This is a genomic window from Kitasatospora sp. NPDC097643 (assembly GCF_040302625.1).
Classification (GTDB): domain Bacteria; phylum Actinomycetota; class Actinomycetes; order Streptomycetales; family Streptomycetaceae; genus Kitasatospora.
The window spans coordinates 19,179-45,685 of the sequence record NZ_JBEOSA010000018.1; the positions used below are offsets into that span (position 1 = coordinate 19,179).

Below are 26,507 nucleotides of genomic sequence, written 5' to 3' on the forward strand. Positions count from 1 at the left end.
ACGGTCCGACCATTCAGTCCGAACCTTCGACCGACGATGCACGTGGAGAGATCACCGATGGACGGCTCCTTCGAGGCCGACCGGCGAGAGATCGCCGAACGCGGCTCGCTGGCCGCGGCATTGAACGCGGAACTGGACCAGGAGCAGCCGGTCCGCTTCACCGGGCCCCCGGCCCCGCGGGCGGAGTTCAGCGCCCTCATCGGCGACGACCGGTCGACGGCCAACGTCGACCTGGCCGTCGACCGCTACGTCGTGCGGTTCAACCGGCAAGGCCTGGAATGGGCCGCCGGCTCGACCGCCGACCGGCGCTCGGTCGTGGCGGCGACCACGGCATGGCTCTCCGGTGCGGGGCTGGAACAGCTGGCCCGGGAATGGCCGTTCGTGGAGTTCTCGGAGCTCCAGCTCGCCTACGAGCGCGGCGACGCCCTGGAGACGCAGTGGCGCATCGTCCGTCGCGACGCCTCGCCGCTCCTCCGGGAGGTCGTCGAACTCGCCTGGGCGGCGCCGACGGTGCGTCGGTTCTTCCCGCTGTCGGGGCACAACCTCCTGTTCACCGCGGGAGAGCACAGCTCGGCCGTGCTGGCGTCGGTCATGTTCGTGGGGCCCGGGACGTACCGTCTCTACGCCGGACGGCGGGAACCCGAGGTCGAGGCGGCAGCCGCCCAGGTGATCGCACGACTCGCGGAGCTGCTGGAGACGAAGGAGCCGGAGCCTTGCCCGTCGCAGGACGCATGACACCGCGCAGGATCGGCGCGCTCGCCGGTGCCGTCGCCCTGGTCGGGGCCCTCGGCCTGGCCCTCTGGCTGACGCCGGACGACGGCCCGGAGCCCCAGCCCGTACGCGCCCGGCAGTACGCGGCGACGCAGGCCTGCCTGCTGACGGACCAGCAGGGGGTCGCCGCGCCCGGGGCCGCCGACGTGTGGGGCGCCATGCAGGACAGCTCGGCGGCCACCTCGGCGAAGGTGTCGAGCCTGCCGGTCATCGGCGAACAGTCGGTCGGCAACGCCGTCCCGTACGCCAACACCCTGGTCGCCCGCAAGTGCGACGTCCTGCTCGCCACCGGCACCGTCGAAGTCCAGGCCCTCACCCGGATCGCCCCCGCCAACCCGAACCTGCGCTTCCTCCTCGTCGGCGAAGCCCCGGCGGCCGGAAACGTCACGGTGATCCCACCGGGCCCGCAGGCCCGGACGAAGGTCGGCGAGGCCCTGACGGCCGCGCTCACCTCCGGGAAGCAGTGAGGGCGATCCCGACGCCCTGTCCGGGCGGAGCCCAACCCGCTTCTCCCGCTGGGCAATTCATGGGCAAAGCCCGGTAAAGGCTGCGAACGGCACCTTGAGCGGCCCGAAGACCCGTCAGTAATCTCATGGCCACACCGCGCGACGAGGAACAGCCGCGGTGTGGCCCTTGACGTGGCATCAGCTGTCATGCCACTGACATCCCGTGCTGCCCCAGGGGTCGTCCCCCACCTCCCGTACAGCGCGAGCACCGAGCCGGTCCACGGCCACCCGCCGGGCCCGGCCCGCACATGCCGAGATCCGTCAGCACGGGCCCGCGCCCGTACCGGCGTTCATCCCCCTGCCGGCACCGGCCGCGCCCTCACCCCACGGAGGGTCGATCCTTGCGCTTCCACTCCCCCGGCAGGCCGCGCCTGCCCAGAGTCCGCAAGCTCCTCGCCACCCTGCCCGCCCTCGCCATGGCCGCCACCGGCCTGCTCGCGGGCACCGCCCCCACCGCCACCGCGGCCGACACCGCGCCGCACTCCCCCACCACCAAGCGGCTGTGCGCCGCCCCCAGCCACCCCGGCGAGATGGCCTGCCTCGCGCTGGCCCGCACCGACCTCGCCCAACAGCCCACCCTGGCACCGGGCATCCTGCCCTCCGGCTACGGCCCCAGCGACCTGGCCGCCGCCTACAACCTCCCCACCACGGCCGGCACCGGCGCCACCGTCGCCATCGTCGACGCCAACGACGACCCCAAGGCCGAAGCCGACCTCGCCGCCTACCGCTCCCAGTACGGGCTCCCCGCCTGCACCACCGCCAACGGCTGCTTCAAGAAGGTCGACCAGCGCGGCGGCACCAACTACCCCACCGCGGACAGCGGTTGGGCCGGCGAGATCTCGCTCGACGTCGACATGGTCAGCGCGGTCTGCCCCAACTGCCACATCCTGCTCGTCGAGGCCGACAGCGCGACCATGGACAACCTGGGCGCCGCCGTCAACACCGCCGTCTCGATGGGCGCCAAGTACGTCTCCAACAGCTACGGCGGCCCCGAGGACTCCACCGACCCCAGCTCGGACGCCAGCTACTTCAACCACCCCGGCGTCGCCATCACCGTCTCCTCCGGTGACTCCGGCTACGGCGTCGAGTACCCGGCCGCCTCGCAGTACGTCACCGCGGTCGGCGGCACCAGCCTCAACCGCGCCTCCACCACCCGTGGTTGGAGTGAGAAGGTGTGGGGCACCAGCTCCGGCGGCAACGGCGCCGGCTCCGGCTGCTCCGCCTACGACCCCAAGCCGGGCTGGCAGCACGACAGCGGCTGCGCCAAGCGCACCGTCGCCGACGTCTCCGCCGTCGCCGACCCGGCCACCGGCGTCGCCGTCTACCAGACCTACGGCGGCTCCGGCTGGAACGTCTACGGCGGCACCAGCGCCTCCGCCCCGATCATCGCCGCCGTCTACGCCCTCGCCGGCACCCCGGCCGCCGGCACCGCCCCGGCCTCCTACCCCTACGCCCACACCTCCGCCCTCTACGACGTGACCAGCGGCGCCAACGGCAGCTGCTCGCCCTCCTACCTCTGCACCGCCGCCACCGGCTACGACGGCCCGACCGGCCTCGGCACCCCCAACGGCACCGCCGCCTTCACCTCCGGCAGCACCGGCGGCAACACCGTCACCGTCACCAACCCGGGCAGCCAGACCACCGCCCAGGGCACCGCGGTCAGCCTCCAGATCCGCGCCACCGACTCGGCCTCCGGCCAGACCCTCAGCTACGCCGCCAGCGGCCTGCCCGCCGGCCTGTCCATCAACGCCGGCACCGGTCTGATCACCGGCACCGCGAGCACCGCCGGCAGCTCCACCACGACCGTCACCGCCACCGACACCACCGGCGCCTCGGGCTCCACCACCTTCAGCTGGACCGTCACCGGCGCCGGCGGCAGCTGCACCGGCCTCAACCTGCTCGGCAACCCCGGCTTCGAAACCGGCAGCGCCAGCCCGTGGACGGCCACCGCCGGCGTCATCGACAGCTCCAGCAGCGAACCCGCCCACGGCGGCAGCTGGAAGGCCTGGCTCGACGGCTACGGCTCCACCCACACCGACACCCTCGCCCAGACGGTCACCATCCCGGCCGGCTGCCGCGCCACCCTCGGCTTCTACCTGCACATCGACACCAGCGAGACCACCACCTCCACCGCCTACGACAAGCTGACCGTCCAGGCCGGCAGCACCACCCTGGCCACCTTCAGCAACCTCAACGCCGCCGGCGGTTACACCCTGCGCACCTACGACCTGACCGCCTTCGCCGGCCAGACCGTCACCGTCAAGTTCACCGGCACCGAGGACTCCTCCCTCCAGACCAGCTTCGTCCTCGACGACACCACCCTCACCGCCTCCTGACCCTGCCCCCGGGAGGGGCCGCGGCGTGTGCGCGCCGCGGCCCCTCCGCCTTCGTCCAGATCCCCCGGCACCGGCGGGCGGCTCACTTCCGTCGCTTCGCCGCGTGGGAGAACTCGGTCACGAAGGTGTCGTTGAAGACCGGCAGGTCGGCGGGTTTGCGGCTGGTGATCAGCGGCCCGGGGCCGTCGCGGCAGACGTGCACCTCCGCGTCCACCCAATGGGCGCCGGCATTGAGCAGGTCGGTGCGCAGGCTGGGCCAGGAAGTCAGGGTGCGGCCCCGGACGGCGTCGGCCTCGATCAGGGTCCAGGCGGCGTGGCAGATCGCGGCGACCGGGCGGCCGGAGGTGCAGCAGGCCCGGACGAAGGCCACCGCGGCCTCGTTCATCCGCAGGTGGTCGGGGTTGGCGACGCCGCCGGGCAGGACCAGCCCGACGAAGGCGGCCGGGTCGGCCTCGGCGACCAGGCCGTCCACGGCGAAGGTGTCGGCGAAGGCGCGGCGCCGGACGGCCTGGACGCGGCCGGTGGCGGTGGAGAGCAGCCGCGGGGTGCCACCGGACTCGGCCACCGCCTGCCACGGCGAGGTCAGTTCGGCCTGCTCGACCCCGTACGGCGCGACCAGGAAGGCGACGCTCCCGCCGGTGAGCGTGGTGGACGGCCAGCCCATGCCCGGCTCACCGGCTCGGCACCGCCCAGTGGGCGGTCAGGTCGACGGCGGGCGGCGGGGCGGAGCTGAGCCGGGCACGCGGGCAGTCGAGGTGGACGGCCAGTTCGAGGTGGTCGATCCGGGCGACCAGGGCGACCGGGACGAGCACCCGGGTGCCCGGCACCCAGGGCTCGGCGTCGACCAGCAGGTGGTCACCGGTGTCCTGTTCGACCCGGCCGAGCGGGCCGTCGACGGCCTGCACCTCGTAGCCGACGAGGCTCAGGTCGGCGGCGTGGTGGGGGCCCGGGCGGTACTCCCACAGGTCGGTGGACATCACGCCTCCGGTTGGTCCCAGGGACGGCGCTCACGGCGGTCACGGCGTTCGCGGCGCTCGTCCGGCTCGGCGGGGGGCGCGGCACCGGGCTCGCCCCGGTCCCGGCGCGCCGTGCGGCGGCGCAGCAGCACCGTCGCGGCGGCGGCGGCCGCCACCGAGGCCGCCCACACCACGCCGAGGGCGGTCAGGACCGCGGTGGTGGGGGTGCGCACCCCGATGCTGATGCAGATCACCGACATCACCAGGGCGGTCAGCAGCACCCCGGCGGACATCCGGCGGCCGGCGGCGTGCAGCACGCCACGGACCCGGCTGGGCGGCTTGGCGCCCATCGTGCTCAGTTTCCGGTCGAGTCGAGTGTCCTGGCGCAGATCGGACTCGATCTCCTCGAGGAGCCGCCGCTCCCATCCGCTCAACGCGGGTCCGTCCATCTCGGTCACCTCCGACACACTGCGGTGACGTGCTCGCACCCGGGCGGTTGCCCGGTTCGGGGCGGCGTTAACCGCTCCGGGGACCGCCTGTTCCCGCGCCCACGGGGCCGAAGGCCCGGGGACGGGCGAGCAGGCTGTCGTCCAGGACGCGCAGCAGGGCGGCGGCGTCGCGGTGGACCTCGACCGCGCCCGCCGCCCGCAGCTCCGGGCCGGTGTCCGCGCCGGCCTCCAGGGCGACGCAGGGCACCCCGGCCCGCAGCGCCGCCACCACCTCCCGCACGCTCCCGGCCACGGCCACGGCGTGCGAAGCGGGGCCGTCCACCAGGTCGAGGGCGGCCCGGACGGGGTCGTGGCCGGGGGCGGTGACGGTCAGCGCGGGCGCCCCGTCGGGCCCGGGCCCGGTCAGCACGACCGTCCAGCCCCGCGCGGCGCACTCGCGCAGCAGTTCCACGGCCCCGGGCAGCCCGGGCCGCCAATCGGTGCCGAAGAGCGCCGCCGAGACCACCGTCATCGCTTTCCGCCTCCATCCCGAGGCCACGCACCGTACGCGCCCTTCCAGACTAGGCCGCTCCCCCTCCCCGCGCCCCACCTGCGGCCCGTTCCCTTTCCGCCCGGCGGTGCGCCGGCCCGTGCACAGCAGGTGGTCGATGACGGAGAGGTCAGTCCAGGTCCGGGTCGGTGGCGAGGCGGGCGTGGATGTGCTCGTCGAAGTAGTGGCCGTCGGCGTGGCGGTAGGAGGCGCGCAGGGTGCCCTCGTAGGGGAAGCCGGCGCGGTCGGCGACGCGGCAGGAGGCCTCGTTGCCGATGGCGTGGCAGAGCTCGATGCGGCGGGCGGCCGCGGTGGCGATGCCCCAGCGGGTGACGGCGGCGGTGGCGCGGGTGGCGAGGCCGCGGCCGCGGTGGGCGGGCATCAGCCAGTAGCCGACCATGGCGAGACCGTCGGGGCGGTCGGTCCAGCGCAGGGCGCTGGTGCCGCACAGGCTGCCGTCGTGGGCGTCGGTGATGGCGAAGGCGGCGGAGCGGCCGTCGGCCCAGGAGGCGTCGCAGCGGTCGAGGAAGGCCTCGGCGCCGGCCGGGTCGGCGGTGCGCATCCTGTTCCAGCGGTTGATCTCCGGGTCGGCGGCCGCCGCCATCAGGGCGTCGACGGTGCCGCCGGCCAGCGTGAGGGCGCGGCCCCAGGGGCGGAGCTGGATGTCGCCCAGGTCGATCACGGTGGGGCGGAAGGTGTGCGGGTCGGCGGTGGCGTTGGCGGTTCCGGTGCCGGCGCTGGTGGTGTCTGCGGTGCTCATCCGGCCTTCCTACCCCGGGCCCGGCCGCGGCCGCCAGTGAATTTCGGCGGCGTGCGGCGGGGTGCCCGCCGCACGCCGTCCGGGAGGGGTCAGATCCGGGCCAGGTAGCCGTTGTCGACCAGCCAGAGCACGTTGAGCTTGTCCGGGCCGCCGGGCAGCAGGGTCGCGTCCAGCTGGTACTGGAGGCCCCAGCCGGGCTGGGCGAACCACGGGGCGATCGGGCCGGCGTGCACGGTGAACGGCTTGACGACCTTGTAGTCGTGGTAGTTGCAGCCGGCCGGCGGGTTGCCGTCGAGGCTCTGCGGCGGGATGGCCCGGTTGGCGTAGGGCAGGCCCTCAGGGGCGAGGAAGGAGCCGTACTCGCTGCCGTAGCGGTCGATGTTCTGGTTCGGGTAGAGGGTGAGGTCGAACTCGATCGGGGTGCCGTCGGGCAGGGTGACGTAGCCGTTGGCGGGCGGGTAGATCCAGCCGCCGGAGCCGTTGTTGGCGGCCGGGTCGTAGTAGGTGGCGAGGAACTTCTGCTCGCTCTCGCCGCCGGTGCGCTGGTAGCCGAGGAGCTGGTGGCCGACCCGCCCGGTGGTGGGCAGGTCGGCGGGGCCGAGCCGCTTGTCGCCGTGGTAGAACTCGGCGGAGCACTCGTCGGACGGCGTGGCGGTCCGGGTGGCCGTGCCGGTGGTCGTGCCGGTGGCGGCGCTGGAGTTGTCGGCCGCGGCGGCGGGGATGCTCGGGGCGATCAGGGCGGCGGCCGCGGCGAGCGGTGCGACGAGCAGGCGAAGGCGAAGGCGCACGGTGTCTCCGTCGTGAGGGCGTGAGGGGTCGATCGGGTCGCACACGGCAGGGCGGGTGTCGCTCACCCTCCGTGTCCGGTCCGGCACCAGGCAAGCGGATCCGCTGATCATTCGTCAACACGACCTGGCGGTAACGGCCTTGTTTTCCCCGGATTCGGCCAAGCGCCGGACGTCGTGGCCGATCAGCCGGGAGGATGGGATGTTCCGGCACTTCGTCCGAACGCGGCCCGTCACCGCCCCGGGGCGACCTTGCCGATCAGGTGCAGCAGCCGGTCCAGGGCGTCCTTGGAGTTGGGCTCGGTGAGGTTGCACATGAGCCGGAACGCCACCTTCAGCAGGGCCGGGTGGCCGAACCCGGCGGCGCCGGCCGCGGCGAGCAGCCGGGGGCGGCCGAGCAGGTCGGCGGCGAGGCGGCCGAGCGCGAAGTAGCCGGCGTAGGCGGAGCGCAGGGCCTGCGGGTAGGCGCGCAGGGCGAGTTCGCGGCCGTGGTCGGTGCGCCGGGCGAGCGCCTGGACGATGGTCTCGGCGGCGTAGCGGCCGGACTCCATCGCGTAGGCGATGCCCTCGCCGGTGGCCGGGCTGACCGTGCCGCCGGCGTCACCGACGAGCAACAGGCCGTCGGCGTAGTGGGGTTGGCGGTTGAGGCCCATGGGCAGCGCGGAGCCGCGGACCGGTTCGGTGACGGCGTCCGGGGTGTAGCCGTAGCCGGGCGGCAGGGTCTCGCACCAGCGGCGCAGCAGGTCCCGCCAGTCGAGGTCGATGCCGGCGGTGTCGAGGACGCCGAGGCCGATGTTGGCGGTGCCGTCGCCCATGCCGAACACCCAGGCGTAGCCGGGCAGCAGCCGGTGGGCGGGGTCGTCGGGGTGGCGCAGGTCGAGCCAGGCCTCCAGGTAGCGGTCGTCGTGCCGCGGGGTGGTGATGTACGTGCGGTAGGCGACGCCCATGGCGCGGTCGGTGCGGCGGTAGCGCTTCATGGCGAGCGAGAGCCGGGTGGAGTTGCCGTCGGCAGCGACCACGACGGGGGCGCGGTAGTCGACGGGCCGCTTCTCCTCACCGAGCCGGGCGGTGACGCCGGTGATCCGGCCGGTCCGCTCGTCGACCAACGGGCCCGCCACGTTGGCCCGTTCGACGAGCCGGGCGCCGGCGGCGGCGGCCCGGCGGGCGAGCAGTTCGTCGAAGTCGGCGCGCCGGCGGACGAGTCCGTACCCGGGGAAGGCGGAGAGCTCGGGCCAGTCGAACTCGATCGAGCGGCGGCCGACGATCAGCCGCAGGCCGCGGTTGTGCAGCCAGCCGGCCTGTTCGGAGACGTCGATGCCGAGGTCGGTCAACTGCTTGACGGCGCGCGGGGTGAGACCGTCGCCGCACACCTTCTCGCGGGGGAAGGCGGACTTCTCCAGCAGCAGGACGTCCAGCCCGGTGCGGGCGAGGTGGTAGGCGGCGGTGGAGCCGGCCGGGCCGGCGCCCACCACGATGACGTCGGCGCCGTCCTCGGGCACCTGCTGCTCTGGACCGGGCATCGCGCACTCCCACGGGTCGGATCGGCGGCGGGGTTCAAGAAAGGCGGGTTCACGGAACTCGACTTCGAGGAACTCGACGGACTCAACAGACTCAGCGGTCTCAGACGATAAAGAACCGCGGCGCCCGCCCGCCGTCCCGACACGCCGCCCCGACGCGCGGGCCCGTCCCGATGGCCGGTCAGGTCCGGCCACCGGGACGGGTTCCGGCGGCGGCGTTCCAGGGTGCCCCGCGCGGGTCGGCGGGTCAGAGCCCGCCGTTGACCACCGCGCTGGAGACGGCGCCGGGGGCGACGTTCCACTTGGCGAGGATCTTGTCGTAGCCCCCGTTGCGGATCACCTGGTCGAGGGCCTTGGAGACGACGTCCCGCAGCACGGTGTTGTCCTTGGCGACGGTGATGCCGTACGGGCCGGACTGCAGGAAGTGGGTGTTGGCGAGCTGGAACTTGCCGGCCCGGTCCGGGGTGGTGGTGTTGTACTGCGCGACCGGGTAGTCGTTCAGGTCGGCGACGGCGACGCCGCTCCCGACCTCGGCGAGCGCCTGGTCGTCGGTGTCGAAGCGGTGCACCTGGAGCTGCTTGCCGGTGCGCGGGCAGGCGCCGATCTGCCGGGTGGCGAACTCGTCCTGGAGGGTGCCGCGCTGGACGGCGACGGTGTGGCCGCAGAGGCTGTCGACGGTCGTGAGCGGCAGCTGGTTGCCGGTCTTCACGACCATGGAGGTGCCGGTGGTGAAGTAGTCGACGAAGTCGACGCCGGGGTTGGCCTGGTGGCCGTCGTCGGCGGCGCCGAGCTGGCGCTGCTTGGTGTCGATGACGGCGGACATGGCCAGGTCGATCTGCTTGTTCTGGACGGCCGGGATGAGCTTGTCGAACGGCATGTCGGTGAACTCGACGCGCAGGCCGAGGTAGTCGCCGATGGCGGTGGCGATCTCGGGGTCGAGACCGGCGGGCTTGGCGTTGGAGTCCCGGAAGTCGACCGGGGGGTAGTTCAGGTAGGAGCCGATCTTCAGGACGCCGGCGGCCTTGACCGCCTTGGGGAGGCGGGCGCGCAGGGTGTCCTGGGCACCTGGGGCGGTGGCGGGGGTGCTGCCGCAGCCGGTCAGCAGGAGTCCGCCGGCGCCGAGGACGGCGGCGGCGCGGACCGGCAGCACGGGGGGTGCGGGTACGGGTCTGGAGGGCATGGGGGCAGGCTTGAGGGTGCGGTGCATCGCGGTGCGTCTTCTTCGCGTGAGGAATGCGGGCAGGGAGACGCCGCGCCGGAGTGGCTGCCGGGGTACGCAGCGCGGACCTCGTCGCCGTGTGCCCGTGATCGGGCCGCCCTGGGGTGCGGGGGCGGCCGGTCGGCGGAGGTCCGCCGTCGGGGGCGGTCGGGGCCATCCTCGCACCTCGTGCCGCGCGACGGGTCGGCCGTCCGGGTGGTGAGCCGGTTGGCGAGTCGGCCGGTGGGCCCGGGTGGCGGGCCGGCAAGCCACCCCACACGGCTTCGCCACAATCGGGTGATCGGATTGTTGTAACGGATGTAAGCGGACATACCGTCACGATCGCGACAGACCGACCTTGCGTCACGATTCCGGCTGCGGAAGGTTGTGTGCCCTCTTGTCGTCCTGTCGCCGACCCGCCCGGCCACGGCCGCACAAGGGCTCCCTCCCCGCCGCGCAGGCTCGTCCCGGCCTGCCGAAACCCGATGGAACTCCCCATGCATATCCGCTCCACCGCCGCGCGCTCCCTGGTGGCCGTCCCGACCGCCGCCGCCCTGATGCTGCTCGCCCCCGCCGCCCACGCCGTCGCCGGCGGCAAGGGCGCCCCCGGCAACAACGGCACCGTGAAGATCCACGACGCCGCCACCGGCCAGGAGGACAACCGCAACGAGCCCAAGGTCTGCACCTTCTACCTGGACTCCTTCGGCTTCGACCCGAACCAGGACGTCATCTGGGTCATCGCCGAGGTCCACGGCAACAAGGAGACCGCCGTCGCCTTCGGCGACCTGCCGGTGGACGGCAAGGGCCACGTCCGCACCGAGGACATCAACCTGCCGGACGGCCACTACAAGCTCTACTGGCAGTCCGTCGAGCTGGTCGACGGCGAGATCCCGGAGAACGCCGAGCTCAACAACCCCAAGCACAAGGTGTTCAAGGTCGACTGCGGCGGCAAGACCCCGACCCCGTCGAAGACCCCGACCTCGGTGCCCAGCACCTCGCCGTCGCACCCGGGCAAGCCCACCGGCACGCCGACCACGACGCCCACCGGCACCCCCACCGGCACGCCGACCACCAGCCCGAAGCCCCCGGTGCCGCCGGTGACCCCGCCCGTGACCCCGCCGGTCACGCCGCCGGTGACCCCGCCGGCCACGCCGCCGGCCACGCCGACCGCCACCCCGAGCACCTCGGCCTCCCCCTCGGCGACCCCGTCGGCGACCTCCACGCCCACCACCCCGGCCACCGGGGAGCCCACCAGCGCCGCGCCGACCGCCGCTCCCACCGGCGCCCCGACCGCCGCCCCGTCGAGCGCCCCGACCGCCACCGTGCCGGTGCACACCCCGCCGGCCGGCACCGAGGTCAACCCGGACAAGCCGCTGATCATGCCCGCCAAGGTCAGCGTCCCCACCCCGATCCCCGGCGCGGTCGCCTCGGACGGCAAGAAGCTGGCCTCCACCGGTAGCGACGGCACCCTGCTCTACGCGGGCGCCGGTACCGTCCTGCTGCTCGGCGGAGCCGGCGCGCTGGTCTACACCCGCCGCCGCCGCACCTCCTCCTGATCCCCGGGACACCACGGAGCCCCCGCCCCCACCGTCGTCCGGTGGGGGCGGGGGCTCCGCCGCGTTCGCGCCACCGCCTCAGGGGTTCACCGCCAGCACCACGTACGCGCCGAGGATCGTCAGGTGCACGGCGCCCTGGAGCGGGGTGGCCCGGCGCGGGATGACGGTCAGGGTGCCGACCACGATGGTGAGCGTGAGCAGCACCAGGTGCGCCGGTCCGAGGCCGAGCACGAGCGGGCCGGAGAGCCAGGCGGAGGCGACCGCGACGGCCGGGATGGTCAGGCCGATGCTGGCGAGCGCCGAGCCCAGGGCCAGGTTGAGGCTGGTCTGCACCCGGTTGCGGACGGCCGCGCGCAGCGCCGCGATGGTCTCCGGGAGCAGCACCAGCATGGCGATCACCACGCCGACGACGGAGGGCGGCAGCCCGGCCGAGGCGACCCCGGACTCGATGGTCGGCGAGACGCCCTTGGCGAGGCCGACCACCGAGACCAGCGCGACGCCGAGCAGCAGCAGGCTGGTCGCGGCGGCCCGGGCGGTCGGCGGGTCGGCGTGGTCCTCCTCGTCGAGCACCGTGCCCTCGGCGGTGACCGGCAGGAAGTAGTCGCGGTGCCGGACGGTCAGCGTGGCCACGAACAGCCCGTACAGCACGAGCGAGGCGGTGGCGGCGAAGGCGAGCTGGGTGGTGGAGAACTGCGGGCCCGGGGAGCTGGTGGTGAAGGTCGGCAGGGCCAGGCTGAGGGTGGCGAGCGTGCCGATGCTGGCGAGCGCGGCGCCGGTGCCCTCGGCGTTGAAGACGGCGGTGCGGTACTTGACCGCGGCGACCAGGATGGACAGGCCGAGGATGCCGTTGCAGGTGATCATCACGGCGGCGAACACGGTGTCCCGGGCCAGGGTGGCGTTCTTCGCGCCGCCGTCGGCCATCAGCGTCACGATCAGCGCGACCTCGATCACGGTGACGGCGACGGCGAGCACGAGCGATCCGTACGGCTCGCCCACCCGGTGCGCGATGACCTCGGCGTGGTGCACGGCGGCGAGCACGGCGCCGGCCAGGAAGCAGGCGACCACGCCGACCACCCAGCCGGGCAGGTCGCGCTTCCAGGTCAGGGCGAGGACGACGAACGACAGCACCGGAACGACGACGGTCCATTGCGCGGTGGCCGCGCGGAGCTTCGTGATCATGGCCCGAGCATCCCAGACCGTCGGCCCGTCACTCGGGCGCCAGCGCCGGGTTCTGGCCGGATACGGCCCAGTTCGTCCCGGTCCGGCCGTCCGACTTCTCCCGGTTCGAGCAGTCACCCACCGTAGTCGGCCAGGTAGCGCAGCACCTTGTCGACGTGCGGCCGGACCCGCTCGGGGACGCCGCCGGCGGCCGCCACGGTCTTGTCGCTGGTCCGGTACCCGGCGGCGACCAGGGCCGGCAGGTCGCGGGTGTAGCCGCGGTGCTTGAGCTGCTGGTCCAGCCAGCAGACGTAGTTGCCCATGGCGGCGATCGCGTCGCCGGGCACCCAGTACGACGTGGGGCCGTCGTGGGTCGCGGCCTTGGCCCAGGCCTCGAAGACGGCGGGGGTCCACATCGCGATGCCGTACTCGCCGGTTTCGGGGCGGGCGGCGGCCGGGTCGAATCCGCTCTCGGCCTTCAGCATCGCGGCCAGCAGGGCCGGGGTGATCTCCGGTTCGGGACAGCGCCGGGCGGCGTCCTCGATCATGCCCCGGTAGGCGACGGGGACGTCCGAGTCGAACGGGATGGCGCCGGGCGGCGGGGGTACGGCCTGGCGGCTCGGCCCGGAGGTGGCGGGCCCGGGCGCCGCGGTGGGCTCGGGGGCGCCGGTCAGGGCCAGCAGCACGGCCGCACAGCCGAGCAGGGCGGCGACGGCCCGGGTGGTGACGGCGCGAGCGGTGACGGCCCGGCCGGCCGGCTGGCCGGGTCGGGCCTCTGTCGGACGGACGGTGGCCCGGGCGACCAGGGCGGCCAGGTCACCCCGGGCCCGCTCCTCCCGCTCGGCGGCCAGGCAGGCGGTCACCACGGCCCGCCAGGGCGCCGGCAGCGCCTCGTCCAGGCGCAGCGGCGCCGCGCCGCGCGCGTACGCCTGGGCGGCGAGCGAGCGGGCCCGGGCGGTGGCACCGAGGAACGGGTGCAGACCGCCGGTGAGCAACTGGTGGGCGATCACGCCGAAGGCCCAGATGTCGGCGCTGGGGCGCAGGGCGACGCCGCGTACCCCGGTGCGCTGGGACCACCACTCGGGCGGGACGTGGTCGGGCGAGCCGAGCGGCGGGGCGTAGGCGTGGGTGCCCTCCAGTTCGGCGGTGAGGCCGAAGTCGGCGATCTTGGCGGTGCCGTCGGGCATCAGCAGGATGTTGGCCGGTTTGAGGTCCCCGTGCACCCAGCCGGCCCGGTGCATGTGGGTCAGCCCGGCGCACACCTCGGCGAGGACGCGGGCCGCGCCGGGGACCGGGGTGCCGGGGCGGGCGGCGGCGAGGACGTCCTGGAGGCTGCGGTCGGCGCGTTCCATGACCAGGGCGAGGGCGCCGTCCAGGGCCGGGTGCGCGGGGTCGTCGAGGACGGCCACGGCGAGGACGCGGATCAGGTGGGGGTGGTCGGCGCGGCGGCCGAAGCGTAGTTCGCGGCGGGCCATCTGGGCCATGGTCCGACGCTGGCCGGGGCTGAGCCGGGCGGGGCTGAGGAGTTTGACGGCGACCGGGGTGCCGTCCGGGCCCTCTGCGGCGTACACGCTGCCCCAGGCGCCCGCACCGAGGAACGCGCCGGCGCGGTAGCCCGCGAGCGGGTAGCCGCCCGGGAGCCGGTCGTCGGGCGACTCCTCCGGTGGCTTCACGGGCGGCTTCACGGTCGGGCGGCGGTCCGCTCGGCCGGGCGCCGGGGCGGGAGCAGGGCCAGGTGTTCCTCCCGGACGAGGTCGAACTTCAGGGCCAGGGCGACGAGTTCCTCGCGCTTGCCGCCGGCCGGGCCGCCCTCCTCGTACGGTTCGCGCAGCCGCAGCTTGGCGCAGACCAGGTAGTCGACGTGGTAGTTGACCGCCGAGCGGGTCAGTCCGCGGCAGGAGGGCAGGGCGCGCAGCCGGGCCACCACCTCGGTGACGCCGGGGACGGCGGCGGCGGAGGGCGAGCGCAGCCGGGGCTCGCAGAGCGCGAGCAGCACCAGGAAGTACTTGGCGGTCGGGTCGAGGGCGAACGGGCTGACCGTGTGCTCGCCGCCGGCTTCGCCCAACCGGCCTTCCAGGTAGGCGTGTTGGGGGGCGAAGACCTTGAAGGAGGCGGGTTCGCCGAGGGCCGGCAGCAGCACCCGCGAGAACTCGAACGGCACCGGCGCGCCGAGCCGCCCGGGCGCCACCTTGACGTGCTCGCCCGCCCCCTCCAGGTTCTCCACCACGTAGGTCGCGCAGGGGCTGAAATTGGACAGCCGCCAGTAGTCCTCGGCGGCGGTGATCTCCCCGGCGTGCCGCGAGACGCCCTGGTCCGGCAGCGGGATCGGGACGGGCCGGCCGGGCTCGCCGCGCCCGAAGACCGCGGCCTCGCCGGGGCCCATCCGCAGCAGGGCGGGCGTCGCGCCGGGCGCCACCACCGGCCCCCGGTCGGGCAGTTGCACGATGACCGTGTCCACGCAGCACCTCCGCGGGTCGGATCGATGGTATCCGCCCTTTCCGCCGCCGGAGCGCATCGCCACCCGGACGGGTGACGGCCTGTCGGGTGACGGTTCCCGGCCGAGATCGCGCGGGCGATCCTCGCGCCGGCCTCGGACGACTTCGCCTACCAGACCGGGGCCTCCGTGCCGGTGGACGGCGGCGTGACGGCGGGGCGGCGGATGGTGCTGCCACCCACGACCTGACACCTGATCACCTACGAACTGATCATTCGTCAGACGGCGATCTGTCCGTGTGCTGAACAATCGGGGAACGGTTGCAGCATGTAGTTGAACGGTCACCTTGAGTGTGATGTAACACACACGAAACATCTCCACATTCTGTGCAAGACTCACCCCACAGAGTGAAGTGCCCTTAATTTCCAAGGAGGTTCATAACATGCGCACTCGGATCGCAGCTGTGGCGATGGTGGCGGCAGGGATAGCGGCGCTGACGGCGGGCCCGGCCACGGCCGCCACGGCGACCGGCGAGGTCGACACCGCGACCTGTCTCACCGTGCTGAACCAGCCGTGTATCTCGCACCAGGCCCAGGGTGACGGCTTCATCGGCGTTGCCCAGGTCTCCGCCGACCCGTCCCAGCTGACGCTCGTTCAGGTCGAGATCCGCACCCAGAAGGCGTGGGGCAGCCCGTGGGAGACGGTAGCCACCGGCACCACCGTCAAGCTGGGCTCGGCGAAGGCCGTCACCCCGAAGGTCAGCACCATCGACCTGAAGATGGTCTGCGCCACCGCCGGCCCGGCGCTGGACAAGTCCAAGCAGGTCACCACCTGCGGCTACCCGTTCTGATCTGAATTCCTTTTTCTGACCGAACGTCATTTCCACGGCAGGGACGGCTCCGTCCCAGCACAAGGGCCGGCCGTCCGGGTTGTCACACCCGGGCGGCCGGCCCGTCGGCTCCGCACCCGGTTACCGCTTGCGGAGCCAGTCGGCGAAGGCGGCCAGCGCCGGGCCCGGGTCGCGGCGGCCGAGGCCGATCCGGAAGCGGTCGACGGGCGTGGGCGTCAGCTCCGAGCGGTACATGCTCGCCGGCAGCAGCAGGACGCCCGCCTGCTCGACCAGCGCCGTGCAGAACTCCTCGACCCCGTCCGGGCCGAGGTAGCGCGGGTAGGCGACGCAGCCGCCGTCCGGGGCGTGCCACTCGAAGAGGTCGGCGAACTCGGCGAAGAACGCGTCGAACTGCGGCAGGTTCTCGGCGATGATGCCCCGGTTGCGGGCCAGGATCCGCTCCCGGGCGTTGATCGCGATCCGGGCCAGCACTTCGCTGGGCGCCGAGTTGCAAATCGTGGTGTAGTGCTTGGCCCGCTCCAGCCGGGAGCGCAACTCCCGGTCCCGGCAGGCGATCCAGCCGATCCGCAGGCCGGGCAGGCCGAGCGACTTCGAGGTGACGTTGAGCGAGAGCGCACGCTCGGAGAGGTCGGCGGCCTGCGGCAGGATGCGGACCGGGTCGCGCTCCAGCCCCCGGTAGACCTCGTCCGAGAAGAGCCGGATGCCGCGCTCGTCGCAGAGCCGCACCAGCGCGGCGAACTCGGCGGCGTCGATCACCTTGCCGGTGGGGTTGTTGGGGAAGTTGACCGACACCACCCGGGTGTTCGGGCGCAGCGCGGCCCGGACGGCGTCGAGGTCGAGCGCCCAGTCGGCCCGCTCGTCCAGCGCCACACCGGTGACCTCGCAGAGCGAGAGCGGAATGGTCTCGGCGGACTGGTAGTTGGGGGTCACCACCACGGCGTGGTCGCCCGGTTCGAGCAGCACCTGCATGGCGAGGTTGAGCCCCTCCTGGGCGCCGCCGAAGCAGATGATTCCGTCGGCGTCGACGTGCTCGTACATCCCGGCGATGGCCTGGCGCAGCGCCGGGTCGCCGAAGGTCTCGGTGTAGCCGAGGGTGAGGGTGTCCCAGGCCTCGCGGTCCTCGGGGCCGGCCAGGGCCAGGAGTTCGGCCATCGCCATGGTCTGGGCGTCGGAGGCGGTGAGGTGGTGGCGGGCGGTGAACTCCCAGCGGGAGAAGTAGGTTTCGAGGCGGAAGTCAGGGAGCCTGGTCATCGGTCGTTCTCGTTCTCGGTCTCGGTCTTGTTCTCGTTCTCGGTCTGCTTGAGCTCGGCGAGCAGGGTGTAGAGGGTGGAGCGGGAGACCCGCAGCGCGGTGGCGACGGCGGGGACGGCGCGGCGGACCGCGAACACCCCGGCCTGGTCGAGTTCGCGCAGCACGGCGAGCCGGTCCTCGCGGCCGAAGCGTTCGAGCGGGCGGCCCTGCGCGCGGACGTAGCCGCCGATGACGTCGTTCATCCGCTCGGTCCAGTCGCGTTCGAAGAGCGGTTCGGGGCGCGGCGCGGTGGGTGCGGCGAAGCCGGCCAGCAGGGCGGCGGCCTGCTCCAGCGGGCCGCGGTCGAGGTTGACGCAGAGCACCGCCGAGGGCCGCCCGGCGGCGTCGCGCAGGACGGCGCTGACGGAGGAGAGCCGCCGGCCGTCGGGCAGCAGCTTCTCGTAGGGCCCGTAGACGTCGGGGGCGGACGGGTCGAGGGTGTCGAGTTCGCCGAGCAGCGAGGGGTCGCCGGGGGCCCGGGCGGTCATCGGGTTCCAGACGGCCAGCACCCGGTCGGCGACGGCGTCGTGCAGCACCACCTCGGCGTACGGCCCGAGCAGCAGGGCCACCGCGCGGCAGACCGGCGCCCAGGTGGGGACGCGGGGGTCGGGGGTTTCCACGGTCATACTTGGACTGTACGTCCAGTCCGGACGTTTCGTCCAGGGCGACACCTGTCGAGGGCCCCGCCTCCCCCGGGCGGGGCCCTCGACAACGGACGCTCGACCGGTCAGTGGCAGGTGATCAGCAGGCCGAGGACGGCGGAGCAGCTGCGGGTGTCCCGGCTGGTGTCGGGCGAGGGGTCGGTGGGCGTCCCGGCGGTGCGGGCCACGGTGATGTCCCAGCCGCGGACCAGGCTGAGCACCCCGAGCGTGACGGAGAAGTGCCGGGTGGTGCTCGCCCCCTTGGCGAGCGGCGCGGCCAGGGTGCAGGTCAGCCTGCCGGTCGCCACGGTGCAGTCGGTGGAGGTCACGGTGAGGCCCGAGGGGAGGTTGGCGGCGACGGTGGCCGAGGTCACCGGGTCGGGGCCCTGGCCGGTGAGGGTGACGGTGTAGTCGACCCGGCCGGAGAGCAGGTTGCTCACCGGGGTGGCGCTGAGCGCGACGCCGAGGTGGGCACTGGCGGCCGCGTAGCTGAAGCGGTCGGCGGCCACGGCCGCGCTGGTGCCGCCGGGGGTGGTGACCTGGACGTCGACCGGCCCGGTCACCGTGCTGGCGGGGGCGGTCGCGGTGCAGCTGGTCCTGGTGCAGCTGAACGCGGTGGCCTTGCCCGCCGCGCCGAAGGTGACGGCCGTCGCGCCGTTCAGGTCGGTGCCGGTGAGGGTGACGGTGGTGCCGCCGACCTGCGAGCCGCCGGCCGGGCTGATCCCGGTCACGGCGGGCACCGGCAGCGGGAAGTTCAGCACGTCGACGGCGTCGCCGGTGAAGTCGGCGAGGTAGCCGTGCCGCCCGTCGACGGTCAGTGCCAGGGTGTACGGGCTCGCGCCGACCGGGACGGTCGCGGTCACGGTCCTGGACGCGGTGTCCACCACGCTGACCGTGCTGTCTGCGTAGTTGGACACATAGGCGGACGTGCCGTCCGGGGCGAGGGCGACGGCGAACGGGTTGGCGCCGACGGTGACCGTCCCGGTCAGGGTGTTGCTGGCGGTGTCGACCACGGCCACGGTGTTGTCGTCGCCGTCGGCGGCCCACAGCCGGCCGCCGTCCGCGCTGATCGCCAGGCCGAAGGCGCCGTGGCCGACCGCGACGGTGGCGGTCACCGTGCCGCTCGCGGTGTCGATCACGTTCACCGCCTTGCCCCCGGAGGCCGCGACGTAGACCCGCCTGCCGTCCGGCGAGACGGCCAGCCCGTGCGGTTCGGCGCCGACCGGGACGGTCGCGGTCACCGTGTTGGACGCGGTGTCCAGGACGCTGACGGTGTCGGCCCCGGCGTTGGCCACATAGGCGCGGGTGCCGTCCGGGGAGAGCGCCAGGCCCCACGGCTGGGTGCCCACCGGGACGGTCGCGGTCACCGTGTCGGTCGTGGTGTCCAGCACGCTCACCGTGCCGTCCAGGTGCTGGCTGAGGTAGGCGCGGCGCCCGTCGGGCGAGAGGGCTATCGCGTACGAGCCGGTGCCGGCCGTGAAGGTGGCGCTCACCGTGTCGGTCGCGGTGTCCAGCACGCTCACCGCGCCGCTGCTCTGGCTGGTCACGTAGGCGTGCCGGCCGTCCGGCGCGAGTGCCACCCCGGCCGGGTAGGGCGCCACCGGGACGTGGGCGGTGACGGTGGGCGGTGGCGCGGCGGCCTCGGCGGTGGTGGCGGGCAGCGACAGCAGTGCGGCCGTGGCCGCGGTGATCGCGGTCACGGCCGTCCAGGTACGCCGCGGGGCACGACGTGTTCTCACGAGGGCTCTCCAGACTGGTCGACGGTCGGTCGGTGGTCGGGCGGTGCTCCGTGGAGCGTAGGAGTCCGCCTGACCGGCCGTCAGAGGACGATCGTTAATGTCGCCAAATGTTCAGAATCGACCGACCTGCTCGCCCCCGTTCGCCGCCGCCCGGTCGACCGGCCCTGAGCGAGGTGTGCAGAAAATTGGAGTTGTGAAGTCGCATTCGCTAGCGTTTCGAACGTGAGGCTGACCAAGAGCACCGACATCGCCCTCCGCATCGCCATGCGGTTGGCCGTCCTCGACGAGGACGCCAACCCGACCACCCGGGAGGTGGCCGAGGCGGTCGGCGTGCCGTACACCCACGCGGCGAAGGTGGTCAGCCGACTCCAGCACCTCGGGGTGGTGGAGGCCCGCCGCGGGCGTGGCGGCGGGCTGATGCTCACCTTCGCGGGGCGCACCGGCTCGCTCGGCCTGCTGCTGCGCGAACTGGAGGGGGTCGGCGACGTGGTCGGCTGCGAGGACGACCCGCCGTGCCCGCTGCGGGCCGCGTGCCGGCTGCGCGGCGTGCTGCGGACCGCGCAGGAGGCCTTCTTCGCCGTGCTCGACCCGCTCTGCATCGACGACCTGGTGGCCTCCCCCACCGGGCCGGTCCTGCTCAGCCTCACCACCCGCCCCGCCGACTGATCCACCGATCCACCCCCCTTCTCGGGTCGCGCTCCCGCGCGGCCTTGAATACGACTCTCAGATTCCAGTTTGGAGCGTGCCCGATGCTGTCCGCCAAGTCCGCCGAGGTCGTCGAAGCCACCCTGCCCGTCGTGGGCGCCGCCATCGGAGACATCACCCCGCGGTTCTACGACCGGATGTTCACCGCCCACCCGGAGCTGCTGCGCGACCTCTTCAACCGCGGCAACCAGGCCAACGGCACCCAGCGGCAGGCCCTCGCCGGGTCGATAGCCACCTTCGCCACCGCGCTGATCGCCCACCCCGACCAGCGGCCGGACGCGATGCTGGCCCGCATCGCGCACAAGCACGTCTCCGTCGGCATCAGCAACGACCAGTACCGGATCGTCCACGAGCACCTGTTCGCCGCCATCGTCGACGTGCTCGGCGAGGCCGTCACCCCCGAGGTCGCCGCCGCCTGGGACGAGGTCTACTGGCTGATGGCCAACGCGCTCATCGCCATCGAGGACCGGCTGCGCGCCGAGTCCGCCGCCGGCGGCGACCCGGCCGACCTGTGGCGCCCGTACACCGTGATCGCCCGCTACCAGGAGACCGACAACGTCACCACCTTCCTGGTCCGCCCCGCCGACGGCGGGCCCGTCCCGGCGTTCCGCCCCGGCCAGTACGTCTCGGTGCGCACCGAACTGGCCGACGGCGCCCGGCAGATCCGCCAGTACAGCCTGTCCGGCGGCGCCGACGGCGCGCTGCGCTTCTCCGTCAAGCGCGAGGACGGCGGCGAGGTCTCCACCCACCTCCACCGGCACCTGCACACCGGCGACCGAATCGACCTGGCCCCGCCGCTCGGCGACGTCGCCCTCGCGGACGGCGACGGCCCGGTGCTGCTCGCCTCCGCCGGCATCGGCAACACCCCGATGACCGCGATGCTCGACCACCTCGCCGCCACCGGATCCACCTGCCAGGTGATCTCCGTGCACGGCGACCGCGACCAGCTCAGCCACGCCTTCCGCGCCGACCTCGCCCAGCTCACCGCCAAGCTGCCGAACGCCACCGCCCACGTCTTCTACGAGCGGCCGCTCGGCGAGTGGCCCGCCGAACGCACCGGCCTGGTCGACCTCAGCACCGTCGACGTCCCGGCCGGCACCACCGCCTACCTCTGCGGGCCGCTGCCGTTCATGCGCGCCGTCCGCGAGCAGCTGCTGGCGGCGGGCGTCCCGGCGGCGGACATCCACTACGAGGTCTTCGGCCCGGACCTCTGGCTCGCCTGATCTCCCTTCGGTCCCGCCTCCCGGCCGGTCCGCCCGCCACGATCGCGGGCGGACCGGCCGGTTCCGTCGACCCGGCCGAGGAAGGGAGGGGTGGTGCGGGTCGCGCACCCTGGAGGTCCTGCTGGTCACCCCCGAACCGGCGGGGTGATCAGGCGGGCCTGAGCTCCAGGGTGCAGCACTTGGCCCCGCCGCCGCCCTTCAGCAGCTCGGAGACGTCCACCGGGATCGGCTCGTACCCCTCGTCGGCGAGCCGTCCGGCCAGGTTCTTCGCCGCCTCCGGCAGCAGTACCCGGCGGCCGTCCGAGACCGCGTTGAGGCCGAACACCTCGGCGTCCGCCCGGTCGGCGAGGATCGCGTCCGGGTAGAGGGCGCGCAGCACGGCCCGGCTGTCGGCGTCGAAGGCCTCCGGGTAGTACATGACGTGGTCGTCGGCGAGCACCGCCAGCGCGGTGTCCAGGTGGTAGAACCGCGGGTCGACCAGGGTCAGGCTGACCACCGGGACACCGAGGACCTCGCCCGCCTCGGCGTGCGCGGCCCGGGAGGTGCGGAAGCCCGTCCCCGCGAGCACCCGGCGGCCGACCACCAGGTGGTCGCCCTCGCCCTCGTTGACGTGCCCGGCGCGGCGCACCTCCCGGTAGCCGTGCGCCCGGAACCAGGCCTGGTAGGCCACCGACTCGGCGGCCCGCTCGGGGTGGCGGAAGGTGGCCACCAGGGCCCGGCCGTCCAGCACCGTCGCCCCGTTGGCGGCGTACACCATGTCCGGCAGGCCGGGCACCGGGTCGATCAGCTCGACGGTGTGGCCGAGGCGGCGGTAGAGCCGGTACAGCCGCTCCCACTGGCGGATGGCGAGCGCGGTGTCGGTGGGCTGCGCGGGGTCCATCCACGGGTTGATGGCGTAGTCCACGGTGAAGTGCGTCGGCCGACACATCAGGTAGCGCCGCGGCCGGGCGGTGCGCTCCGGGGTCTGGGTGGGCATTGCTCAACCTTCCTGGGACAGCGGGGAGTTCGGTGGATCGGGTTCCACAGGCGGCTGCCCCGGCAACACCGTTCGCACACCCGTCCGGGCGCCCCCGACCACCGCACTCCCCGGCGCAGGAGGCGCACGCCCCGGCGCACGGGCCTCGGGCCGGTCCGGCCGGGGGCTACCAGCGCACCGCGCCGAAGTCCACCGGCGCCGGGCGCAGCCGCCGGCAGCGGTCGGCCAGGCCGCGCAGTCGGCTGGCCGCCTCCCCGGCGGGCATCCGGCGCCGCTCGCCGTGGCCGGGCAGCAGCCACTCGAAGCGGAGCCGGTCCAGGCCGCGGTCGAGCGAGGCGGACAGCTCCTCGATCGAGTACCAGGTGATGGTGTCGTGGACCTCCAGGTCGCCGGTGGTCCGCGACCAGTACAGGGTGTCGCCGGTGAAGCAATAGTGCTCGTCGGCCAGGTACAGCACGCTGCCCCGGGTGTGGCCGGGGAACGGGTGCGCGGTGACGCCGGGGGCGATCTCCACCGGTTCGGTGCCGCGCAGCACCCGGTCGGCGTCGGGCGCGGCGTCCAGGTCGCCCTCGTGGATCCAGAGCCGGGCGCCCAGCCGGTCGGCGTACGCACGGCCGTGCGCGGCGTGGTCACGGTGCGTCAGCAGGACGTCGGTGACCGGGCCGAGGCCCTCGTACCGGGCGGCCAGCGCCTCGGCGAACCGGGGGGTGTCGATCATCAGCCAGCCGGTCGGACGGCGCAGCAGGTAGGAGTTGGCGCCGGCGGTGTGCCGGGAGTTGTGGCCGAGCAGCAACAGCCCGTCGTCGAGGGCCAGCGGGAACGGGTCGGTGGCCGGGTCGAGCGGGCCGCCGGGGCGCAGGGAGCGGGTGGGGCAGGCGTGCGCGGCGGCGTACAGCTGCCGCAGCTCGGCCGCGTCGCGCGGCTGGCGGACCACCTCGGAGCGGCCGGCGCGTTCGCGGACCAGGCCGGGGGCGAGCTGGCGGGCGGTGTCGCAGTTGGTGCAGCGCTCGTCGACGGACCAGGTTCCGGGCACGCCGGAAGACGGGTTCTCGGACACGGGATGGGCCTCCACCGGGGGGACGGCGGCCGACCGGCCGCACCCGTCGAGGATCATCCGGCCGGGCCCAAAAGCGGAAGGGGGTAAGGATCTTGTGGTTCCGGCCGGCCGACGCTCTGTCGGGAGCGGCGGGCTGCCCGAGGGCACGTGGCCCATCTCACGTGCCACCGGGGCCACCTACGGTGGCGTAGGTCACTTGATGCAGTGAACTATCTTCTTCATGCCGAACCTCCAGGAGACCCTTGACCTCAGTTCGTACGCCGCCCTCGGGGACAGCTTCACCGAAGGTCTGAACGACCCCGGTGCCGACGGCGCCTTCGCCGGCTGGGCCGACCGCCTGGCCGGGCTGCTCGCCGAGGGGCGGCCGCCGGGCGCCTTCCGCTACGCCAACCTCGCGGTGCGCGGCCGGTTGCTGGACCAGATCGCGGCCGAGCAGGTGCCGGAGGTCCGCCGGCTCCAGCCCGACCTGGTCACCTTCTGCGCCGGCGGCAACGACATCCTGCGGCCCGGCAGCGACCCGGACGAGGTGGCCGAGCGCTTCGAGGCGGCCGTCGTCCAACTCGCCGAGTCCGCCGGGACAATGCTCATCTGCACCGGCTTCGACACCCGGGACGTGCCGCTGCTCAAGCACCTGCGCGGCAAGATCGCCACCTACAACGGGCACATGCGGGCGGTCGCCGACCGCAACGGCTGCAAGGTCGCCGACCTCTGGTCGCTGCGCGCGGTGCAGGACCGCCGGGCCTGGAGCGAGGACCGGCTGCACCTGTCCCCGGACGGCCACCAGCGGGTCGCCCTGCTGGCCGCCCGTTCGCTGGGCCTGCGCACCGAGCAGGACCCGGAGGCCCCGTGGCCGACCGCCCGCACGCTCTCCCCCGCCGACCAGCGCCGGGAGAACATCCAGTGGGCCCGCGAGTACCTGCTGCCGTGGGTCGGCCGGCGCCTGCGCGGCGAGTCCTCGGGTGACCACGTCGAGGCCAAGCGGCCGGACCTGCTGCCGCTCTGACGATCCGTCAGGCTCGGCCGGGTGCTGCCGCGGCCCGGGAGGACCGCAGCAGCACCCGGTGCAGCAGCGCGGCGCACCCGGCGCCCACCAGGTACCAGCACAGGTCCGGCGGGTTGAAGGTCGAGCCCAGGACGAGCCGGGCGAGCGTGCTGTGACGGCCCAACTCATCGGGTACGCCGGTGAGTTGGAACAGCTCCACGGCCCAGCTCAGCCCGGCCGCCCAGCCGGCCGCGACCGTCACCCGCACCCGGGGCGCCGCCAGCACCACCAGCGCGTACACCAGCACGGAGTACAGCGCGTCCCCCGCGTACTTGGCGACGTCCCCGCCGGCCACACCCCGCACTCCCAGCCCGGCCGCCACCGTCAGCCCCGCCGCCAGCACCGCCACCGCCCGCACCCGCAGGCTCCCCCGAAGACCGTTCACCGGGCCCACCCTACGACGCCCGGCGGCACGGGCATCGGGGCCCGGGGTGGTCACACGGGCCTCAGGAACCACCCGAGGTCGCCGGACGTCACTTCCCCTGCAAGCCGTCCGCGCAGGTCGCGGGCGGGACGGGAACCAGAAGGGACGGGCGGGGAACGGTGACGCAGCTGACCGGTGCGGTGGGCGGGTCCGGGGGGACGGATGTGGCGGAGGCGGCCACGCGAGCGCGGCGGCCGTTCGCGGTGGCCGGGTTCGCGCCGGGCCACGACGGCCGGGCCCGGGAGCGCGGCAAGGCGCTGCGCGGCCGGCTGCCGCGCGAGCGGCACGCCGAGTTCGTGCCCGCGCCGGGCCGGCCGACCGCCGTCGAGGCCATCGAGGCGTCAAACTCGGGCCGGATCCCCGGGCTGGTGCCGATCCGGGTCGGCCGGATGGCGGCCACCCCGTTCGCCTTCCTGCGCGGCTCGGCCGGGCTGATGGCCGCCGATCTCGCCGGCACGCCGGTCACCGGGGTCGCCGCCCAGCTGTGCGGCGACGCGCACGCCGCCAACTTCGGCCTCTACGGCGACGCGCGCGGCCGGCTGGTGATGGACATCAACGACTTCGACGAGACCGTGCCCGGCCCGTGGGAGTGGGACCTCAAGCGGCTGGCGGCCAGCCTGGTGCTGGCCGGCCGCGAGACCGGGGCTGACGAGTCCACCGCCCGCGCCGCCGCCCAGCACGCCGCCGGCGCCTACCGCCGCACCATGCGCACGCTCGCCAAGCTGCCCGCGCTGGACGCCTGGAACGCCGTCGCCGACGAGCAGTTGGTCTCCTTCGCCGACGCGCACGACCTGGCCGACGTGCTGGCGAAGGTCGGCGCGAAGGCGCTGGGCAACACCAGCGCCAAGTTCGCCGCGCGCAACACCGTCCGGACCGCGGACGGCGACTGGCGCTTCACCGCCGCGCCGCCGGTGCTCACCGAGGTGACCGACGCGACCGCCCACGCGGTCGCCGAATCGCTCGGCCCGTACGTGGCGACGGTGCCGGCCGAGGTCCGCACCCTGCTGTCCCGCCACCGGGTCCAGGACGTCGCCTTCCGGGTGGTCGGCACCGGCAGCGTCGGCACCCGCTCGTACGTCGTGCTGCTCACCGACCACCGGGACCAGCCGCTGGTGCTCCAGGTGAAGGAGGCCCGGCCGTCGGCGCTGCTGCCGTACCTGGAGCAGGCCGGCCAGCCGGCCCCGGTGCAGGCGGCCGGGCACGAGGGCCGCCGGGTGGTGCTGGGCCAGAAGCACATGCAGGTGGTCAGCGACACCCTGCTCGGCTGGACCACGGTGGACGGACTCCCCTACCAGGTACGGCAGTTCCGCAACCGCAAGGGCAGCGTCGACCCGGCCGCGCTGCTGCCCGACCAGCTGGACGACTACGCGCGGATCACCGGAGCCCTGCTCGCCCGGGCGCACGCGCACACCGCCGACCCGGGCCTGCTGGCCGGCTACTGCGGCAAGAACGAGGCCCTGGACGAGGCGATCGCCGCCTTCGCCGTCGCCTACGCGGACCGCACCGAGGCCGACCACGCCGACCTGGTCGCGGCGGTGCGCAGCGGCCGCCTCCCGGCCGAGCACGGGATATAGCGCCGGTCGATCCGCCGACTGCGGCGTCGGC

The 26,507-nt window shown here is 74.1% G+C and carries 26 protein-coding genes; 9 read left to right on the forward strand and 17 right to left on the reverse strand.

The window, feature by feature from the left end; genetic code table 11:
- Positions 1-57 precede the first annotated feature (57 nt).
- The 3 genes from ABTY15_RS14505 to ABTY15_RS14515 all read left to right on the forward strand — a co-directional run bounded on the left by ABTY15_RS14505 (position 58) and on the right by ABTY15_RS14515 (position 3,613).
- The gene (locus ABTY15_RS14505) at positions 58-735 is read left to right on the forward strand and encodes a hypothetical protein (protein WP_350582217.1); all 678 of its coding nucleotides are present in this window, start codon (positions 58-60) and stop codon (positions 733-735) included.
- Positions 732-1,238: a BMP family ABC transporter substrate-binding protein gene (locus tag ABTY15_RS14510; RefSeq protein WP_350582222.1), complete on the forward strand. Its 507-nt coding sequence runs from the start codon at positions 732-734 to the stop codon at positions 1,236-1,238. The genes ABTY15_RS14505 and ABTY15_RS14510 overlap by 4 nt, the downstream gene beginning before the upstream one ends.
- A gap of 380 nt (positions 1,239-1,618) precedes the next feature.
- The gene (locus ABTY15_RS14515) at positions 1,619-3,613 is read left to right on the forward strand and encodes a putative Ig domain-containing protein (RefSeq protein WP_502893499.1); all 1,995 of its coding nucleotides are present in this window, start codon (positions 1,619-1,621) and stop codon (positions 3,611-3,613) included.
- Positions 3,614-3,695: 82 nt separating this feature from the next.
- Here the strand turns inward: ABTY15_RS14515 and ABTY15_RS14520 are convergent, their stop codons facing one another.
- The 8 genes from ABTY15_RS14520 to ABTY15_RS14555 all read right to left on the reverse strand — a co-directional run bounded on the left by ABTY15_RS14520 (position 3,696) and on the right by ABTY15_RS14555 (position 9,789).
- Complete coding sequence (locus ABTY15_RS14520) at positions 3,696-4,277, reverse strand: type 1 glutamine amidotransferase domain-containing protein (protein WP_350582225.1); 582 nt, start codon at positions 4,275-4,277, stop codon at positions 3,696-3,698.
- 7 nt (positions 4,278-4,284) lie between these two features.
- Positions 4,285-4,590: a PRC-barrel domain containing protein gene (locus ABTY15_RS14525; RefSeq protein WP_350582229.1), complete on the reverse strand. Its 306-nt coding sequence runs from the start codon at positions 4,588-4,590 to the stop codon at positions 4,285-4,287.
- Entirely contained in the window at positions 4,590-5,018 is a 429-nt protein-coding gene (locus tag ABTY15_RS14530) for a hypothetical protein (RefSeq protein WP_350582233.1), read from the reverse strand. Before ABTY15_RS14530 ends, ABTY15_RS14525 begins: the two co-directional genes overlap by 1 nt.
- 67 nt (positions 5,019-5,085) lie before the next feature.
- Entirely contained in the window at positions 5,086-5,529 is a 444-nt protein-coding gene (locus ABTY15_RS14535) for an HAD family hydrolase (protein WP_350582237.1), read from the reverse strand.
- 148 nt (positions 5,530-5,677) lie between these two features.
- The gene (locus ABTY15_RS14540; protein ID WP_350582240.1) at positions 5,678-6,307 is read right to left on the reverse strand and encodes a GNAT family N-acetyltransferase; all 630 of its coding nucleotides are present in this window, start codon (positions 6,305-6,307) and stop codon (positions 5,678-5,680) included.
- An 89-nt stretch (positions 6,308-6,396) separates the two neighbouring features.
- Positions 6,397-7,095, reverse strand: coding sequence for a TNT domain-containing protein (locus tag ABTY15_RS14545; RefSeq protein ID WP_350582242.1), 699 nt, complete (start codon positions 7,093-7,095; stop codon positions 6,397-6,399).
- Positions 7,096-7,325: 230 nt separating this feature from the next.
- Positions 7,326-8,612, reverse strand: a complete 1,287-nt coding sequence (locus tag ABTY15_RS14550) for a geranylgeranyl reductase family protein (protein ID WP_350582245.1) — start codon at positions 8,610-8,612, stop codon at positions 7,326-7,328.
- 244 nt (positions 8,613-8,856) lie between these two features.
- The gene (locus ABTY15_RS14555; protein WP_350582248.1) at positions 8,857-9,789 is read right to left on the reverse strand and encodes an ABC transporter substrate-binding protein; all 933 of its coding nucleotides are present in this window, start codon (positions 9,787-9,789) and stop codon (positions 8,857-8,859) included.
- Between the two features lie 515 nt (positions 9,790-10,304).
- On the opposite strand from ABTY15_RS14555, the gene ABTY15_RS14560 reads away from it, so the two are divergent.
- A complete protein-coding gene (locus tag ABTY15_RS14560; protein WP_350582250.1) occupies positions 10,305-11,363 on the forward strand; it encodes an LPXTG cell wall anchor domain-containing protein in 1,059 nt (352 codons plus the stop codon).
- 78 nt (positions 11,364-11,441) lie between these two features.
- On the opposite strand, the gene ABTY15_RS14565 is transcribed toward ABTY15_RS14560, so the two are convergent.
- The 3 genes from ABTY15_RS14565 to ABTY15_RS14575 form a co-directional block, all read right to left on the reverse strand.
- A complete protein-coding gene (locus tag ABTY15_RS14565; RefSeq protein WP_350582252.1) occupies positions 11,442-12,542 on the reverse strand; it encodes a calcium:cation antiporter in 1,101 nt (366 codons plus the stop codon).
- A gap of 113 nt (positions 12,543-12,655) precedes the next feature.
- Complete coding sequence (locus ABTY15_RS14570; RefSeq protein ID WP_350582259.1) at positions 12,656-14,194, reverse strand: protein kinase domain-containing protein; 1,539 nt, start codon at positions 14,192-14,194, stop codon at positions 12,656-12,658.
- A gap of 8 nt (positions 14,195-14,202) precedes the next feature.
- Positions 14,203-14,979 (reverse strand): serine/threonine protein kinase, encoded by a 777-nt coding sequence (locus tag ABTY15_RS14575; RefSeq protein ID WP_350582265.1) that lies wholly within the window; start codon positions 14,977-14,979, stop codon positions 14,203-14,205.
- 418 nt (positions 14,980-15,397) lie between these two features.
- On the opposite strand from ABTY15_RS14575, the gene ABTY15_RS14580 reads away from it, so the two are divergent.
- Positions 15,398-15,805, forward strand: a complete 408-nt coding sequence (locus ABTY15_RS14580) for a hypothetical protein (protein WP_350582267.1) — start codon at positions 15,398-15,400, stop codon at positions 15,803-15,805.
- Between the two features lie 120 nt (positions 15,806-15,925).
- Here the strand turns inward: ABTY15_RS14580 and ABTY15_RS14585 are convergent, their stop codons facing one another.
- From ABTY15_RS14585 to ABTY15_RS14595, 3 genes are all read right to left on the reverse strand, one after another.
- On the reverse strand, positions 15,926-17,056 hold the full coding sequence (locus tag ABTY15_RS14585; protein WP_350582271.1) for an aminotransferase class I/II-fold pyridoxal phosphate-dependent enzyme: 1,131 nt from the start codon (positions 17,054-17,056) through the stop codon (positions 15,926-15,928).
- On the reverse strand, positions 17,053-17,721 hold the full coding sequence (locus ABTY15_RS14590; RefSeq protein ID WP_350582276.1) for a helix-turn-helix transcriptional regulator: 669 nt from the start codon (positions 17,719-17,721) through the stop codon (positions 17,053-17,055). The genes ABTY15_RS14585 and ABTY15_RS14590 overlap by 4 nt, the downstream gene beginning before the upstream one ends.
- Before the next feature lie 101 nt (positions 17,722-17,822).
- The gene (locus tag ABTY15_RS14595; RefSeq protein ID WP_350582279.1) at positions 17,823-19,436 is read right to left on the reverse strand and encodes a choice-of-anchor I domain-containing protein; all 1,614 of its coding nucleotides are present in this window, start codon (positions 19,434-19,436) and stop codon (positions 17,823-17,825) included.
- A 261-nt stretch (positions 19,437-19,697) separates the two neighbouring features.
- Between ABTY15_RS14595 and ABTY15_RS14600 the strand changes: the two genes are divergently transcribed.
- Positions 19,698-20,141, forward strand: a complete 444-nt coding sequence (locus ABTY15_RS14600) for an RrF2 family transcriptional regulator (protein ID WP_350582282.1) — start codon at positions 19,698-19,700, stop codon at positions 20,139-20,141.
- A gap of 83 nt (positions 20,142-20,224) precedes the next feature.
- On the forward strand, positions 20,225-21,403 hold the full coding sequence (locus ABTY15_RS14605; RefSeq protein ID WP_350582285.1) for a globin domain-containing protein: 1,179 nt from the start codon (positions 20,225-20,227) through the stop codon (positions 21,401-21,403).
- 148 nt (positions 21,404-21,551) lie between these two features.
- On the opposite strand, the gene ddaH is transcribed toward ABTY15_RS14605, so the two are convergent.
- Together ddaH and ABTY15_RS14615 are read right to left on the reverse strand one after the other, a co-directional pair.
- Positions 21,552-22,379, reverse strand: coding sequence for a dimethylargininase (ddaH, locus tag ABTY15_RS14610; protein WP_350582289.1), 828 nt, complete (start codon positions 22,377-22,379; stop codon positions 21,552-21,554).
- Between the two features lie 166 nt (positions 22,380-22,545).
- The gene (locus ABTY15_RS14615) at positions 22,546-23,436 is read right to left on the reverse strand and encodes an MBL fold metallo-hydrolase (protein WP_350582293.1); all 891 of its coding nucleotides are present in this window, start codon (positions 23,434-23,436) and stop codon (positions 22,546-22,548) included.
- 220 nt (positions 23,437-23,656) lie between these two features.
- Here ABTY15_RS14615 and ABTY15_RS14620 point away from each other — a divergent pair, with 220 nt between their 5' ends.
- Complete coding sequence (locus ABTY15_RS14620) at positions 23,657-24,439, forward strand: SGNH/GDSL hydrolase family protein (RefSeq protein WP_350582296.1); 783 nt, start codon at positions 23,657-23,659, stop codon at positions 24,437-24,439.
- A gap of 7 nt (positions 24,440-24,446) precedes the next feature.
- Here the strand turns inward: ABTY15_RS14620 and ABTY15_RS14625 are convergent, their stop codons facing one another.
- The gene (locus tag ABTY15_RS14625) at positions 24,447-24,863 is read right to left on the reverse strand and encodes a ribosomal maturation YjgA family protein (protein WP_350582303.1); all 417 of its coding nucleotides are present in this window, start codon (positions 24,861-24,863) and stop codon (positions 24,447-24,449) included.
- 158 nt (positions 24,864-25,021) lie between these two features.
- Here ABTY15_RS14625 and ABTY15_RS14630 point away from each other — a divergent pair, with 158 nt between their 5' ends.
- Positions 25,022-26,476, forward strand: a complete 1,455-nt coding sequence (locus tag ABTY15_RS14630; protein ID WP_502893500.1) for a DUF2252 domain-containing protein — start codon at positions 25,022-25,024, stop codon at positions 26,474-26,476.
- The last annotated feature ends 31 nt before the right edge of the window (positions 26,477-26,507 follow it).

What these genes read in the sequence shown, in the direction of transcription:
- ddaH (WP_350582289.1), bottom strand. Translation starts at nt 22,379, where the DNA reads ATGCCCACCCAGACCCCGGAGCGCACCGCCCGGCCGCGGCGCTACCTG.
- ABTY15_RS14540 (WP_350582240.1), bottom strand. Translation starts at nt 6,307, where the DNA reads ATGAGCACCGCAGACACCACCAGCGCCGGCACCGGAACCGCCAACGCC.
- ABTY15_RS14530 (WP_350582233.1), bottom strand. Translation starts at nt 5,018, where the DNA reads ATGGACGGACCCGCGTTGAGCGGATGGGAGCGGCGGCTCCTCGAGGAG.
- ABTY15_RS14505 (WP_350582217.1), top strand. Translation starts at nt 58, where the DNA reads ATGGACGGCTCCTTCGAGGCCGACCGGCGAGAGATCGCCGAACGCGGC.
- ABTY15_RS14605 (WP_350582285.1), top strand. Translation starts at nt 20,225, where the DNA reads ATGCTGTCCGCCAAGTCCGCCGAGGTCGTCGAAGCCACCCTGCCCGTC.
- ABTY15_RS14585 (WP_350582271.1), bottom strand. Translation starts at nt 17,056, where the DNA reads ATGACCAGGCTCCCTGACTTCCGCCTCGAAACCTACTTCTCCCGCTGG.
- ABTY15_RS14525 (WP_350582229.1), bottom strand. Translation starts at nt 4,590, where the DNA reads ATGTCCACCGACCTGTGGGAGTACCGCCCGGGCCCCCACCACGCCGCC.
- ABTY15_RS14510 (WP_350582222.1), top strand. Translation starts at nt 732, where the DNA reads ATGACACCGCGCAGGATCGGCGCGCTCGCCGGTGCCGTCGCCCTGGTC.
- ABTY15_RS14565 (WP_350582252.1), bottom strand. Translation starts at nt 12,542, where the DNA reads ATGATCACGAAGCTCCGCGCGGCCACCGCGCAATGGACCGTCGTCGTT.
- ABTY15_RS14535 (WP_350582237.1), bottom strand. Translation starts at nt 5,529, where the DNA reads ATGACGGTGGTCTCGGCGGCGCTCTTCGGCACCGATTGGCGGCCCGGG.
- ABTY15_RS14550 (WP_350582245.1), bottom strand. Translation starts at nt 8,612, where the DNA reads ATGCCCGGTCCAGAGCAGCAGGTGCCCGAGGACGGCGCCGACGTCATC.
- ABTY15_RS14620 (WP_350582296.1), top strand. Translation starts at nt 23,657, where the DNA reads ATGCCGAACCTCCAGGAGACCCTTGACCTCAGTTCGTACGCCGCCCTC.
- ABTY15_RS14555 (WP_350582248.1), bottom strand. Translation starts at nt 9,789, where the DNA reads ATGCCCTCCAGACCCGTACCCGCACCCCCCGTGCTGCCGGTCCGCGCC.
- ABTY15_RS14560 (WP_350582250.1), top strand. Translation starts at nt 10,305, where the DNA reads ATGCATATCCGCTCCACCGCCGCGCGCTCCCTGGTGGCCGTCCCGACC.
- ABTY15_RS14580 (WP_350582267.1), top strand. Translation starts at nt 15,398, where the DNA reads ATGCGCACTCGGATCGCAGCTGTGGCGATGGTGGCGGCAGGGATAGCG.
- ABTY15_RS14520 (WP_350582225.1), bottom strand. Translation starts at nt 4,277, where the DNA reads ATGGGCTGGCCGTCCACCACGCTCACCGGCGGGAGCGTCGCCTTCCTG.
- ABTY15_RS14590 (WP_350582276.1), bottom strand. Translation starts at nt 17,721, where the DNA reads ATGACCGTGGAAACCCCCGACCCCCGCGTCCCCACCTGGGCGCCGGTC.